Below are 13,782 nucleotides of genomic sequence, written 5' to 3'. Positions count from 1 at the left end.
AAAAGTATTACTCACAATGAAAAGTAACGTGCTGCGTTTGTTATATTTACCGGATGAACAGGTTTATGTCTTCCTGTAAAAACAACTGTTTATGACCTATATTCCGCGCAGACATTTCCTTAAAGCAGCCTCCCTCAGCGCATTGGCGGGCGCTTTGCCACTGGTATCCAAAGCAGCACCCCATTTTGATAACATGGATCCTGACAAAGACAGCGAAAGGATATATTTTATCAACGACGGTATCTTTTACAGGCCGGCAGATTATATACAACAGCTTCAACTTATCCAGCAACAGCATCCTATCACCAGGGATTTTTATGGTACAGATGGCACACTGAAAGAGTTGCTGGACAAATGCTGTGAAATCACCGGCAAAGAGGCGGCGATATACATGCCATCCGGTACACTGGCCAACCAGCTGGCCTTACAGGTGCTTTCCGGCGATCATCCCAAAGTAATGGTGCAGGAAAGCAGCCACGTTTACCGTGATGAAGCCGATGCCGCGCAAACGGTGTTTAATAAAAGGCTGATTCCGCTGGGAAAAGACCAGGCTGCTTTTACGCTGGAGGAACTGAAGCAGGCCATCAGCTGGCATAAAACAGAAGAAGCGTTTGAAGCCCCGGTGGGCGCTCTCTCCATAGAAACGCCGGTGAGAAGGTTCAGCAATACTTTTTTTCCTTTGGAAGATATCACCGCCATCACTGCCTATTGCCGGGAGCAGGGCATAAAAACACACCTGGATGGCGCGCGGTTGCATATATCGGCCGCGTTTACCGGGAATAAAGTAATCGACTATACGAAAAACTTCGACACGGTATATCTCTGCCTTTATAAATACCTCGGTGCACAGGGCGGCGCTATCCTGTGCGGTGAAAAGAAAGTGATCGACAAAATGCCGCACCTGCTGAAAGTACATGGCGGCGGCATTTTCACCAACTGGGGAAATGCCGCCATGGCCTTGCATCACCTGCAGGACATCGACGATGTATTACAGGCATCTATCAAAAAAGCACAAGCCCTGTTTAAAGAGCTGAACAACATCAGCGGTATAAAAATAACGGCGAGGGAAAGGGGAACCAATATCTTTGACCTGCATTTTGATAAACAGGTTGATACCGTAAAAGCAGCCAAATGGCTCCGGGAAGAGAAAGGAATTATTGTGGGTCAGCCGCAGGCTTATGGCGCTTCGCGTATGATGGTGAACCCGACCATCCTGAGAAGGGATAATGCCGCTATTACCACTGCATTTTCATCTGCGCTGCGTATCAGCAGCTGATTGTTGTATGTTCTATTTCAGGCTGGCAAACCAGGTAGTCATACTTTTTTCCTGAACCGGCTTACATCGCTGCCAACCGGGCCAGCTTCTTTTGAATGGTTTGTTTATCGGCTTCCGTTTTAGCCAGTGATAAAGCTTTTTGAAGATGGGTAACGGCACGGTTGTTATCAATATCCGTATACAATTCTCCCAGCAGCACAAAATAATAGTGATTATCCGTAAGCTGCAGTTTTTCAGCTTCTGCGATGGCCGCTTCCTTTCCATTGGCTTTCGACAATGCATATGTTCTGTTCAATGCCGCCACCGGCGAATAGCAGATCTGCAGCAAGCGGTTATACAGTTGCAGGATACTCTCCCATTTTTCCGGTGTATCCTGCTTTTTTGTATTCCAGTAAGCAATAGTCGCTTCAAGATGATAACGGGAAAGCTTTTTACCACCGGAGGCTTCATGCAGGAACCACGCGCCTTTGGCGATCAGCGCTTCATTCCAGCGTGACTCGTCCTGGTCCTGGTACAGGATAATCTCACCGTTTTCATTTTTCCGCGCTTCAAACCGCGATGCGTGAAAACACATCAGGGCAAACAATGCATTTACCTCCGGCGTATTGGTAGCGGCATTTTCCAGCAGGAGGTAAGTGAGCCGCATGGCCTCCAGGCAGAAATCTTCCCGCAATACTGCATCCTGGCTTTCAGAATAATAGCCTTCATTGAAAAGCAGGTACAGCGTGGTGAGTACGGTATCCAGGCGTTTTTTGATCTCCGTTTCCCCCGGGAACTCCATCTGCACTTTCTCTTCGCGCAGTTTTTCTTTCGCCCGGAACAAACGTTTATTGATAATTTCCTTATTGGTTAAAAAGGCGTTGGCAATTTCTGTAATCCCAAACCCACAGAGCACGCGGAGTGCAAGGCCGATCTGCGCTTCCTTTGAAATACCGGGATGACAAATAGCGAATATCATCTGCAACTGGCTATCGGTAATATTTTTATCAGACAGATCGATGTCGGGTTCTTCACTGCCAGGAGAAGTATACTTGATCTGGCTGGCGATTTTTGCCGCAAACAGGTGATTCCGCTGAAAATAATTCTTCGCCTTATTTTTTGCCACGAGGTATAGCCATGCCGTTGGATTCTCCGGAATTCCTTTATAGGTCCAGGTTTCCATTGCCGACAAAAACGTTTCACTGGCAATGTCTTCAGCCGCCTGCAGGTGTTCGATGCCAAAAACCTTACAGAGCACAGCCGTTATTTTCCGGAACTCTGTACGGAACAAATGTGGTATTAATTCGGATTGTGCCATACATTAAAACAGCCCCTGTTGCACAGGGGCTTATACCTTTTAGTGACGATCCACTTTCCTTACTTCCACCGTATTACCGTCTCCCTGTAATACCGGGCTGCCTTTTGCGAACTCCACCGCTTCTTCTACGGATGCCGCTTTTACAATAATGTAGCCGCCGATGGTTTCTTTAATTTCGCCGAACGGCCCGTTAGTCACCACGTTATTATGATGCACTACCCTGCTGTCGGCAAAAGGTAAACCATTTCCTTCTACAAATTTGTTTTGTGCGGCAATGCCGCCGATCCAGTCCATCGTTTGTTTCATCCAAACCTGGATTTGCTCCGGGGAGGCTACTTTGTTGCCATCTTCGTGTCTGAAAATCAACATAAATTCTTCCATCTTTTTAAAGTTTTAAGTGTGATAATATACCTTATAACAAATGGAATAGCAGCAATTGGACATACCGGATCAAATATAATGGAATAAAAAATCAAACGGCAGGGATGGCCGCTGGTGGTTAAGTGGCAGCGGATTGTTCCGCAGCAATACAATTATAGCTCAGAGGGGGCCTAACCGGTATACGCGAAAGCCATCGTCGAACACGGCGCCGGTCTCCTCTTTTATTGCCTTGCCGGCTCTGCGTATCCGCTCTTTCCCTATTTCACAAATATTTTTATACCCGGCATGATAAGCGTCGCTGTCTTCAGCTGTAAGCTGCGGCTCCTGCACCAGGATAAATTTCCGCTGCTGCCCGGTGTGCGCTGCCAGTGAATATACGGCATGCGCAGTGGTCGCTGACCCGGAAAAGAAATCCACCACAATATCGCCTGCGGAAGTTGACAGTGCAATGAGCTCACTGATGAGAGATACCGGTTTTGAATACTCAAATATCTTCCCTTCAAACAATTTGCCCATATCTTTCCTGGCATTATCGTTTGAAAACCGGTTATCAATAAAATCGAGGCTGGTAAAGGCTTTGGTTCTTTCTTTCATTTCCACCGCATACCCGCTGCCTGCTTTGGAAATAGTGGCCTTCTCGTATGTTTTTGTATAAATGCGGTAGCCGTGCCTCGATTGCTTCAGCACCACAAACCCATGCTTTAAACCAAATTCATACAGCCCTTTGCTCCATCTCCAGCAAAAATCGCTTTGGGGATTACGCTGTTGTCTTTTCAGCATTTCTTCCCGGGTTACATTTCCAGGTCTTAGTACCTGCCCGTCTATTTCAATTTCATAATCAAGGGACGCAGAGTACTGGATAGAGCTGTAGTCCAGCGTTTGATTTAATTTATACCTGCCTCTTTCCGGTTCATATTCATCAGCGTGGGTGTATCCCTGCGCTTCAAATGCGGTAGTATTAAACCGCGCGTAAGGCGACCTGCGGTAGCACAACACATAATCGTTATTCCTGGCGATCATGCTGGTGGATTTACCGGCTTTTTTTGTGAGGCGTGGCAGGCAGCTCACAAAATTTATCTCTCCAAAAATCTCATCACAGATCCTGCGGAGATTAGGCAATTCCCTGTCGTCAATGGAAATAAAAATGATCCCGTCTTCGCGCAACAAAGCAGCGGCCAGTTTCAGCCGGGGATACATCATGGAAAGCCAGTTAGCGTGGTATCTGCTGCCCGCCTCCGGGTATTCATCCGGTGAACTGTTCAATGCGTGATGGTTTCCGTCGCCTTGTGTAAAATTGTCACTGTATACAAAATTTCTACCGGTATTATAGGGCGGATCAATGTAGATCATTTTTACTTTAGCGAGATAGTGCGGCTGCAACAATTTCAGTACTTCGAGATTATCCCCTTCGATATAGATATTCGCCGTTTCATCAAAGTGCAGGGAGTCTGTTCTTACCGGGTGCAGTGCCTGTGTAGCCGGCTTACCGGCGGAAACGATGGCAGCGCGCTTCCCGGGCCAGTCCAGGCGGTATCTTTCCCTGGGACCTTCTACAACCGCATGGCTGATTTCCTGCTTCAGCAAATCAAAATCGACCACTTTACCATTGGCACCTTCCACCACACAATCCGGAAAAAGGGCGGCAAGCTTTTCAAGATTTTCATTCACCAAAGGGGGTGAAGTATGGTCTGGTTTCTCCATGCTGATCGGCTTCAGTTTATTACTGCCGGCAAATGCCGGCCCAACTGCTAAAGTAGGGAAATATTACAGCATCTGCCAGTCGGCTTTTTGTAATACCATATTATGTGTGTGCCATATTTTCCCGCCTACCTCCGTGGTACCGGCCATCTCCGGGTTAATCCGGAAGCCCAGCTGCGTGTAACACGCAATAGCGTTGTGGTTCCAGTCGAACACATTCAGGTCCACCGCTGTATGTTCGGTAGTACTGAATAACCTGTTCACCATTTCTTTCACCACCTGTTTTCCCAATCCTTTATTACGCATGTTCTTGTCGCCTATCAGAATGCGGGACAAGCGGGGCATTTCCTTTTCAAAATTCAGTTCACAATGGCCAATCACCTCACCGGTTTCCAGTAACCGGATCTTAAAAGGTTTCTTTTGGGTTTGTTCCAGGTAGGCGGTTAGTTGCCCGTGGGTTAACGGGTAAGTAAACAACGGGCCTGCAAACTGTACCAATGCTTCTTCATTGTCGATCCAGGATATAAAACGGTCAAAGTCCGCAGCAGTAAATGTTTCCAGTTGTATCATGCCCTTAAAAATAGACCATTGCGGGTAAAAATACAAATACCTGGAGTTGGTCAAAAGTTCTTCTCTCAAAAAAAAATTACCCAAAAGCTTGCAAACTTAAACGTTTAAGCATATTTTTAAAAGATGAAGAAAGTCTCGCTGAAAGATATCGCTACCGAAGCAGGTGTGTCCACTGCGCTGGTATCTTATGTGCTGACCAACAAAGACAAGAAGGCCCGGATCGGGGAAGAGATGGCGAAGAAGATCCGTGAAATTGCGCGGAAGCTGAATTATCAGCCCAATCATATTGCACGCAGCCTTAAAAGCGGCCGGTCTTTTACCATTGGCCTGATCGTGGCGGACATCTCCAATCCTTTCTTTGCCAATATTGCGCGGACTATTGAAGACGAGGCCCAAAAGCACAATTACAACGTAATTTTTGGCAGCTCGGACGAAAACGTGGACAAGTCGCAGGACCTGATCAATGTGCTCGTAAACCGGCAGGTAGATGGCCTTATTATCACCCCTACCGAAGGATCGGAGCAACAGATCCTGCAACTGAAAGAGCAGAAGATCCCTTTTGTGCTGATCGACCGGTTCTTTCCGGAGATTCCGGCCAGTTATATTGCCGTTAATAACCGTGAGTCCGCCGCAACAGCAGTATCGCATCTTATTAAAATGGGCAGCAAACGGATTGGCATGGTGGCTTATAAAACCACGCTGCACCATATCAGCGAAAGGATAGGCGGCTACCAGGATGCGTTGCAGCAACATGATATAAAAGCAAGTAATAGTTTACTGAAGAAGGCAAGGTACTCGCATTTGAAAGAAGATATCAGGCTGGCAATTGATCAGCTGCTGAAAGGAAAACAGCCGGCAGATGCGATCTTCTTTGCCACCAACAGCCTGGCTATAGAGGGCCTGAAATACATTAATACACTGGGTATACGCATACCCGATGACCTGGCGGTGATTACATTTGATGAAGGAGAAGCGCTGGATTTGTTTTACGCACCCGTAACATTTGTGAGACAACCGATCCTTGAAATAGGAAAGGCCGCAGTGCGCGTGCTGCTGGAACAGATCCTGGACCATACTACTGCCACCACCGCGATTTGTATTGATACTACGCTGGTGGTAAGAAAATCCTGTGGCAGCCGGTAACACGCGACCACGTACGAAAGTGATCTTTAAAAATTTACCCGATTGCTTAAACGATAAAGCTATATTCAGCAGAAACCCGTAAAACCTAATCTTTTAATATTCACGTATGATGAAAAAGTTATTGCTTCTTTCTTTTATTGCGCTCCTCACATGGACGGCCGCCAGCGCCCAGCAACCCTTTAATGGCCTGGAGATGAACATGGGAAATCTGTACCGTTTGTCTGATGCCAAAACCCGTTCTATCAGCCCGGAAAACTTTACGGGCGAACCCGGTAAAGGCGGCATGGCCACACTTGACCAGGGTAATGCCCGCGGCGCAGCAAAAGAGCTGGGCCAGGGATGGAAAGTAAATCCTTATATTCATATTGAGCCGGGGAAAACCGTTACCCTCGCGGAAATTAGCGGCCCCGGCGCCATCCAGCACATATGGATGACACCCACCGGCAACTGGCGCTACTCTATCCTCCGTTTTTACTGGGACGATGAAACCACGCCTTCTGTAGAAGTGCCGGTAGGCGATTTCTTTGGGATGGGCTGGGGCGAATATGCACCCCTCAATTCACTGGCCGTATGCGTAAATCCAGGCAGCGCCTTCAACTGCTACTGGGCTATGCCCTTCCGCAAGAAGTGCCGCATCACCATGGAAAATATCAACACAGAAAGAATGACCTTGTACTACCAGGTCGACTACACGCTTACTAACGTGCCTGAAGACGCCGGCTATTTCCATGCACAGTTCCGCCGCAATAATCCCGTGAAAGACGCCAGCTTTACCATGATCGATGGTGTGAAGGGAAAAGGCCAGTACGTAGGCACCTACATCGCCTGGGGCGTTAATAACAACGGCTGGTGGGGCGAAGGAGAAATAAAATTCTTTATGGATGGCGATAAACAATATCCTACTATTTGCGGCACCGGCACGGAAGATTATTTCTGCGGCTCCTACAACTTCGACACGAAAGGCCGCTACCAGGAATTCTGCACACCTTATTCCGGATTATCGCAGGTAATACGCCCCGATGGATTGTATAAATCACAGCAACGGTTTGGATTGTACCGCTGGCACATTATGGACCCGGTACGTTTTGAAAAAGAACTGAAGATCACCATCCAGGATCTGGGCTGGCGCAGCAGCGGACGTTATCTTCCGCAACAATCGGATATCAGCAGCGTAGTGTACTGGTACCAGCGTGAACCACACGCACCGTTTCCGAAACTGCCGGCAATGAACGACCTGGAAGTAAACTAATCATAAAAATACAGGAAGATGAACAGAACCTCGTTGACAGGATTGCAGATGATAGGCAATAACTTTTCCGGTGAAGGCGACCAAACCTTCCGGGCATTCGCGCCTGCGCAGCAGCAATGGCTGTCGCAGGAATTCAGGGAAGCTACTACCGGTGAAATTGATTCGGCTTTAAACTTAGCCGCACAGGCTTTCACCGTTTATAAAAAAACAACATCGCTGCAAAGGGCCGCTTTCCTTGAGGCGATTGCGGAGGAAATAATTTCCCTGGGAGATGAATTAATCAATGTTGCGTCGGCAGAGAGCGGGCTGCCACTGCCGAGGCTGCAGGGCGAAAGAGACCGCACCACCGGTCAGCTGCGGTTGTTTGCCGCTACCATCATGGAAGGCTCGTGGGTAAATGCGCGGATCACCACGCCTGCTCCGGACCTGCGGCAAATGCAGATTCCCATAGGCGTTACCGGTATCTTTGGCGCCAGCAATTTTCCGCTGGCATTTTCCGTGGCCGGAGGGGATACCACCGCCGCACTGGCGGCCGGCTGTACCGTGGTGTTCAAAGCACATCCTGCACATCCGCATACTTCGCATTTAACTGCTACGGCTATACGTAAAGCAGTACTCCGTACCAATATGCCCGATGGCGTATTCTCGCTGGTGCATGGCACCTCCCATGAAACAGGGCAATACCTGGCCGCTCATCCGCTGGTATCTGCCATCGCCTTTACCGGCTCCTTCAAAGGAGGAAAAGCACTATATGATACGGCTACACGAAGAGCAGTACCCATCCCGGTATTTGCGGAAATGGGCAGCGTAAACCCGGTATTTTTTCTTCCGGGGATACTCCGGGAGAAAGGCGCTGCCCTGGCCACACAGTTCCTGCAATCTGTTACCCTTGGCACCGGGCAGTTTTGTACCAATCCCGGTTTGTTCATCACCGCAGCCGGCGGGTCCACCGATACCTTTATCAGCGCCCTGCAGCAAGGTATAAGCACACTGCCCAATGGTTATATGCTCACACCGGGGATCCTGGCGGCGTATAACAACGGTATTGCCACCCTGCGTGAGCAGGGCGTACAAATACTGGGCGAAGCCACTCCTGCCGATCAACAGGCAGCCCCCAGCCTGCTGCAGGTTACCGCAGCGCAGGCATTGGAAAACCCGGCTCTTTGTCATGAGGTATTTGGCCCCTCTTCCCTGCATATTCATGCCGGCAGCATCGAAGAAATATACACGGTAGCCAGGAAGCTGGAAGGTCAGCTCACCGCTACCGTTCACGGTACCGAAGAAGAACTGCAGCAACACGCTGCTTTGATCGATATCTTACGGGAGAAAGCCGGCAGGATCATCATCAATGGATTTCCTACAGGCGTAGCCGTTAGTCATGCGATGGTACATGGCGGCCCCTGGCCGGCTACTACGCCGGCCGCAGGCACATCCGTAGGCACCGCAGCGATCTATCGCTTCTGCCGCCCCGTATGTTACCAGGACTTCCCCGCTTACCTGCTGCCACCGGAACTTCAGGATGAAAATCCAACGAATATATGGCGACAGGTGAATGGCGATATTTCAAAAAAATCCCTCTAAATAATAAGTATGGACCTGGGTTTAAAAGATAAGATCATCATCGTAACCGGCGGCGCCAAAGGCATTGGCGCCGCTATCAGCGCAGTGCTGGCACAGGAAGGCGCCACCCCTGTTATTATCGGCAGAAGTGAAGCCGATAATCTCCTGCAACTGGAACGTATCCGTGAAGCAGGTGGCCAGGGGGCACAGGCAGTAGCGGAACTCACCGATCCGCAGGCCTGCGAAAAAGCCGTGGCCGCAGTTGCTGCGGAATTCGGGCGCATCGACGGGCTGGTGAACAATGCAGGTATCAACGATGGCGTTGGACTGGAGAAAGGAAACTACGAAGCGTTTATGCAATCACTGCACCGCAACCTCGTGCACTATTACCTGATGGCGCATCATGCACTTCCCTACCTCAAAATATCAAAAGGCGCCATTGTAAATATCACTTCAAAAACCGCAGAAACCGGTCAGGGTAATACTTCCGCTTACGCTGCCGCCAACGGTGGCCGCAATGCGCTTACCCGTGAATGGGCCGTGGAACTGTTGCCTTTCAGCATCCGTGTAAACGCCATCGTGGTAGCTGAGTCGTGGACGCCTTTATACGAAAACTGGATCAATACCTTCCCCGACAAAGAAGCAAAACTGGCCAGCATCGTGGAACGTATTCCCCTCGAAAAACGCATGACCACCCCAGAAGAAATTGCACAAATGACCGCCTTCCTCCTGTCGGGAAAATCGAGCCATACCACCGGGCAACTTATTCATGTGGATGGCGGCTATGTACACCTCGACAGGGCACTGGTATAAATTATTTTATTCAAGCAATAATGAAACAAAGCATATTACAAATCCATCCTGGTGACAATGTTTGGGTAGCCTTGCAAAACATTCCTGCCGGCACCGCAGTGAGCAATGGCGGGCAAACTGTAACGGCTATACGTGATGTTGCCGCCAAGCATAAAATAACGGCGGGAAATATCCCGAAAGATGCGCCCATCATTATGTACGGCGTACTGGTAGGACTGGCCAATGAAGATCTTCCTGCCGGGGAACTCATCACCACCGGGAACATACGCCATGCTTCCGGTCAGTTCAGCGTGAGCGGTGAGCGGCATGCCGAATGGACACCGCCGGATACATCTCCCTGGGAAAACCGCACCTTTATGGGCTACCACCGTAATGACGGCCGTGTAGGCACCGGTAACTACTGGGTAATTATTCCACTGGTGTTCTGCGAAAACCGCAACGTACAGCTGCTGCATGAAATGCTGGTGAAAGAGCTGGGCTACCGGGAACCCTCTCCCTATGAATCCATGCTGCAACAATTGCTGCAGGATTTCCGGCAGGGCGTACAACCAGGTCGCTCCGCTGCTGCGGCCACACTTACGCTGCCTACCCGCACCTTTCCCAATATAGATGGTATTAAATTACTCTCGCACACCATGGGCTGCGGCGGCACTAAAGACGATGCACGTACCCTCTGCGGATTACTGGCGGGTTACATCACACATCCCAATGTAGCCGGCGCTACGGTGTTAAGCCTTGGATGCCAGAATGCACAGATCAGTATCCTCAAAGAAGAAATTGAAAAACGTTCGCCCGGCTTCGATAGACCGGTGATCCATCTCGAACAGCAACAGGTAGGTTCGGAAAAAGAGCTGATGACACAGGCATTGCAACAAACTTTTGAAGGGTTAACGCATGCCAACAGCTGGCAGCGGCAACCGGCCCCACTCAGCAAATTATGCATTGGCATGGAATGCGGCGGCTCCGATGGATTTTCCGGTATCTCTGCCAACCCCGCTGTTGGCAAAGTGGCTGATATAGTGGTAGCGCTGGGTGGTTCCGTAATACTTTCAGAATTCCCGGAACTGTGCGGTGTGGAGCAGGAACTGAGCGATCGGTGCGTTACTACGGACATGGCTGCACGCTATGTGCAACTGATGCGCGATTACGCCAGCAGAGCGGAAGCCGTAGGCTCCGGATTCGACTCCAATCCTTCTGCCGGTAATATCCGCGATGGCCTCATTACAGACGCCATCAAGTCGGCAGGTGCGGCGAAGAAAGGAGGCTCCTCCCCTGTAACCGATGTAATAGATTATCCCGGTTGGGTACAACATCCCGGTCTTGCCCTGCTCTGTACTCCTGGTAGCGATGTAGAATCCACTACAGCGGAAGTAGGCGCAGGCGCCAACATCGTACTGTTCACCACCGGCCTCGGTACGCCTACCGGCAACCCTGTTACACCAGTCGTTAAATTATCTACCAACAGTATACTTGCCCGCAAAATGCATGATATCATTGATCTTGATACCGGCACCATCATCAGCGGAGAAGAAACCATCGATGAAGTGGCCGCCCGCATTATGGACATGGTGATCAATACCGCCAGCGGCAACTACCAGACAAAAGCACAGGTACTCGGCCAGGATGATTTTATTCCCTGGAAAAGAGGGGTATCACTATAGTTCATATTTTATCAAGCTAAAAATGCCATCGTTATGAAATCTATCCTTCTCTCCGGTTGTATTGCTGCAGCGCTTTTTAGCTGTAACGGCGCCGGACCAACGAAAGCACCCAATCATATGAAGCCCGTAAATTTTGGTGAAGACGTATCCTTTTTACAACAACATCTGAAGAATGTTGTGGTATTGAAAAATGGCAGCGACAGCGGCCGGCTGGTGGTTACAGGCGACTACCAGGCCCGCGTAATGACCAGCACTACCGGCGGCGACAAAGGAAAGAGCTTTGGCTGGATCAACTACAACCTGGTGTCATCGCAGCAATACGCGCCGCACATCAATGCCTTTGGCGGCGAAGAACGCTTCTGGTTGGGCCCTGAAGGCGGACAATATGCACTCTTCTTTCCCCCGGGAAAACCTTTCGACTTTGCCAACTGGCAAACGCCCGGCCTGATAGATACGGCACATTATACGGTAACTGCGCAATCGGAGAATAGTATTACCTATCAACAGGAAGGAACGATTCAAAATTATAAAGGCAGTACCTTTCAATTGCAGATCAACAGAACCATCCGGTTGCTGAACAACGCCGACATCGTTTCCAGTATTGGATTTGCATTACCTGCAGGTATTAGCAGCGTAGCCTATGAAACCGACAATACCATCACCAATAAAGGCGACAGCAGCTGGCAGGAAGAAAACGGATTGCTGAGCATCTGGCTGCTGGGCATGTTTAAACCATCCGATCAAACCGCCATTGTGGCGCCTTTCAGACCAGGGCGGGATGCCAGGCAACATATTACGGATGATTATTTCGGTAAGATACCACCACAGAATTTACAGGTAAAAGACAGCCTGCTGCTATTCCGCGCAGACGGAAAGTCGCGTGGCAAACTGGGCCTCTCTCCCCTCGTGGCTAAAAGAGGCGCAGGCAGTATTGACCTTGAAAACAACACGCTCACGGTATTGCTTTATGATGTAGTACCACAGGGCCGTTATGTAAATTCAAAATGGGAATTGCAGAAAGAACCATTCAAAGGTGATGCAGTGAATTGCTACAATGATGGTCCCCTTGCCGACGGCACACAAATGGGCCCCTTCTATGAAGTAGAGTCCTCCTCCGATGCGCGGGCCCTGAAGGCAGGCGAATCGCTCCGTTACCGGCAAACGACCCTGCACTTTGAAGGCGACCGTAAAGCATTACAGGCGCTGGCTATGCAGTTATGGCAACTCCCACTGGAAGACGTTCAACATTTTCTTACCAACAAATAATTCCAAATGAATAGCATCCGTATTTATAAAACCACTACTACTTTACTCATCGCCTACCAGGATCAGTACTACACTGTTATTGCCGGCTGGAATGAATTCGTAAACAGGGAAGGCTTATACCAGCGTGTGGTAGAAGATCTGAAAGGATTATCGCCTGTTGAAAAATCCGTGGCCGAAAAAATACTGGCAACAGCGCTGCAGCCACCTATTGGTTCACAGGAAGTATGGGCCGCCGGCGTTACCTATTACCGGAGCCGCACCGCGCGTATGGAAGAATCAGAGATATCAGGCGGCGCCACTTTTTATGATAAAGTATATATAGCCGAACGTCCTGAACTATTTTTCAAGGCTACGCCACACCGTGTAGCCGGTCATGGGCAAACCGTGTATATCCGTGAAGACTCTTCCTGGGATGTACCGGAGCCGGAACTGACCTTATTTATCAGCAGCAAAGGTACTATTGAAGGCTATACCATCGGCAACGACATGAGTTCGCGCAGCATAGAAGGAGAAAATCCTTTGTATCTGCCGCAGGCAAAAGTATACGAGAAATGCGCCGGGCTTGGCCCTTGCCTGATGGTGCCTGATAAACCGGTTCCCCCGGACACTATCATCCGCATGTCTATTTACCGGAACAACGAAGTGCAATATTCCGACAGCGTGCCGATCAGCCAGATGAAACGCAGTCACCAGGAGCTGGTGGATTTCTTATACCGTGGCTGCGCTTTCCCTGATGGTTCTTTCCTGATGACCGGCACCTGCCTGGTACCGGACAATAGTTTTACGTTACAGGACAACGACCGGGTAGAGATCAGCATCGATCATATAGGACAGCTGGTGAACGAAGTACAGACTTACCGCTTATAAT

At 49.6% G+C, this 13,782-nt stretch carries 12 protein-coding genes; 8 read left to right on the top strand and 4 right to left on the bottom strand.

Annotation, left to right across the window (positions count from 1 at the left end; genetic code table 11):
* The first annotated feature begins 91 nt into the window (after positions 1 to 91).
* Positions 92 to 1,276 (top strand): threonine aldolase family protein, encoded by a 1,185-nt coding sequence (locus tag ACLHR0_RS18465; protein ID WP_436488533.1) that lies wholly within the window; start codon positions 92 to 94, stop codon positions 1,274 to 1,276.
* A 61-nt stretch (positions 1,277 to 1,337) separates the two neighbouring features.
* Here the strand turns inward: ACLHR0_RS18465 and ACLHR0_RS18460 are convergent, their stop codons facing one another.
* The 4 genes from ACLHR0_RS18460 to ACLHR0_RS18445 all read right to left on the bottom strand — a co-directional run bounded on the left by ACLHR0_RS18460 (position 1,338) and on the right by ACLHR0_RS18445 (position 5,222).
* On the bottom strand, positions 1,338 to 2,573 hold the full coding sequence (locus ACLHR0_RS18460; protein ID WP_436488531.1) for an RNA polymerase sigma factor: 1,236 nt from the start codon (positions 2,571 to 2,573) through the stop codon (positions 1,338 to 1,340).
* A 39-nt stretch (positions 2,574 to 2,612) separates the two neighbouring features.
* Positions 2,613 to 2,954 (bottom strand): YciI family protein, encoded by a 342-nt coding sequence (locus tag ACLHR0_RS18455; RefSeq protein ID WP_429046331.1) that lies wholly within the window; start codon positions 2,952 to 2,954, stop codon positions 2,613 to 2,615.
* A 159-nt stretch (positions 2,955 to 3,113) separates the two neighbouring features.
* Positions 3,114 to 4,655, bottom strand: coding sequence for a site-specific DNA-methyltransferase (locus tag ACLHR0_RS18450; protein WP_436488529.1), 1,542 nt, complete (start codon positions 4,653 to 4,655; stop codon positions 3,114 to 3,116).
* 63 nt (positions 4,656 to 4,718) lie between these two features.
* Positions 4,719 to 5,222 carry a GNAT family N-acetyltransferase gene (locus tag ACLHR0_RS18445; protein WP_436488527.1) on the bottom strand — a complete coding sequence of 168 codons (504 nt, stop codon included), beginning with the start codon at positions 5,220 to 5,222 and terminating at the stop codon, positions 4,719 to 4,721.
* A 123-nt stretch (positions 5,223 to 5,345) separates the two neighbouring features.
* On the opposite strand from ACLHR0_RS18445, the gene ACLHR0_RS18440 reads away from it, so the two are divergent.
* From ACLHR0_RS18440 to ACLHR0_RS18410, 7 genes are all read left to right on the top strand, one after another.
* Positions 5,346 to 6,365 carry a LacI family DNA-binding transcriptional regulator gene (locus ACLHR0_RS18440; RefSeq protein WP_436488525.1) on the top strand — a complete coding sequence of 340 codons (1,020 nt, stop codon included), beginning with the start codon at positions 5,346 to 5,348 and terminating at the stop codon, positions 6,363 to 6,365.
* A 106-nt stretch (positions 6,366 to 6,471) separates the two neighbouring features.
* Entirely contained in the window at positions 6,472 to 7,614 is a 1,143-nt protein-coding gene (locus ACLHR0_RS18435; protein ID WP_436488523.1) for a glycoside hydrolase family 172 protein, read from the top strand.
* An 18-nt stretch (positions 7,615 to 7,632) separates the two neighbouring features.
* Entirely contained in the window at positions 7,633 to 9,195 is a 1,563-nt protein-coding gene (locus tag ACLHR0_RS18430) for an aldehyde dehydrogenase (NADP(+)) (RefSeq protein ID WP_436488521.1), read from the top strand.
* Between the two features lie 9 nt (positions 9,196 to 9,204).
* Positions 9,205 to 9,987 (top strand): SDR family oxidoreductase, encoded by a 783-nt coding sequence (locus ACLHR0_RS18425; RefSeq protein ID WP_436488519.1) that lies wholly within the window; start codon positions 9,205 to 9,207, stop codon positions 9,985 to 9,987.
* 20 nt (positions 9,988 to 10,007) lie between these two features.
* Positions 10,008 to 11,648 (top strand): UxaA family hydrolase, encoded by a 1,641-nt coding sequence (locus ACLHR0_RS18420; protein WP_436488517.1) that lies wholly within the window; start codon positions 10,008 to 10,010, stop codon positions 11,646 to 11,648.
* A gap of 33 nt (positions 11,649 to 11,681) precedes the next feature.
* Positions 11,682 to 12,914, top strand: a complete 1,233-nt coding sequence (locus ACLHR0_RS18415; RefSeq protein ID WP_436488515.1) for a DUF6786 family protein — start codon at positions 11,682 to 11,684, stop codon at positions 12,912 to 12,914.
* Between the two features lie 6 nt (positions 12,915 to 12,920).
* Positions 12,921 to 13,781: a fumarylacetoacetate hydrolase family protein gene (locus ACLHR0_RS18410; protein WP_436488514.1), complete on the top strand. Its 861-nt coding sequence runs from the start codon at positions 12,921 to 12,923 to the stop codon at positions 13,779 to 13,781.
* Position 13,782 lies beyond the last annotated feature (1 nt).

The organism is Chitinophaga sp. ARDCPP14, assembly GCF_051362515.1.
GTDB lineage: Bacteria > Bacteroidota > Bacteroidia > Chitinophagales > Chitinophagaceae > Chitinophaga.
Note: the sequence above shows the minus strand (reverse complement) of the source record. Positions and strands in the feature narration are given on the sequence as shown.

Excerpts from the sequence above, each read along its gene's own strand:
- ACLHR0_RS18460 (WP_436488531.1), bottom strand. The coding sequence starts at position 2,573 with ATGGCACAATCCGAATTAATACCACATTTGTTCCGTACAGAGTTCCGG.
- ACLHR0_RS18420 (WP_436488517.1), top strand. The coding sequence starts at position 10,008 with ATGAAACAAAGCATATTACAAATCCATCCTGGTGACAATGTTTGGGTA.
- ACLHR0_RS18440 (WP_436488525.1), top strand. The coding sequence starts at position 5,346 with ATGAAGAAAGTCTCGCTGAAAGATATCGCTACCGAAGCAGGTGTGTCC.
- ACLHR0_RS18415 (WP_436488515.1), top strand. The coding sequence starts at position 11,682 with ATGAAATCTATCCTTCTCTCCGGTTGTATTGCTGCAGCGCTTTTTAGC.
- ACLHR0_RS18425 (WP_436488519.1), top strand. The coding sequence starts at position 9,205 with ATGGACCTGGGTTTAAAAGATAAGATCATCATCGTAACCGGCGGCGCC.
- ACLHR0_RS18450 (WP_436488529.1), bottom strand. The coding sequence starts at position 4,655 with ATGGAGAAACCAGACCATACTTCACCCCCTTTGGTGAATGAAAATCTT.
- ACLHR0_RS18465 (WP_436488533.1), top strand. The coding sequence starts at position 92 with ATGACCTATATTCCGCGCAGACATTTCCTTAAAGCAGCCTCCCTCAGC.
- ACLHR0_RS18430 (WP_436488521.1), top strand. The coding sequence starts at position 7,633 with ATGAACAGAACCTCGTTGACAGGATTGCAGATGATAGGCAATAACTTT.
- ACLHR0_RS18445 (WP_436488527.1), bottom strand. The coding sequence starts at position 5,222 with ATGATACAACTGGAAACATTTACTGCTGCGGACTTTGACCGTTTTATA.
- ACLHR0_RS18455 (WP_429046331.1), bottom strand. The coding sequence starts at position 2,954 with ATGGAAGAATTTATGTTGATTTTCAGACACGAAGATGGCAACAAAGTA.
- ACLHR0_RS18435 (WP_436488523.1), top strand. The coding sequence starts at position 6,472 with ATGATGAAAAAGTTATTGCTTCTTTCTTTTATTGCGCTCCTCACATGG.
- ACLHR0_RS18410 (WP_436488514.1), top strand. The coding sequence starts at position 12,921 with ATGAATAGCATCCGTATTTATAAAACCACTACTACTTTACTCATCGCC.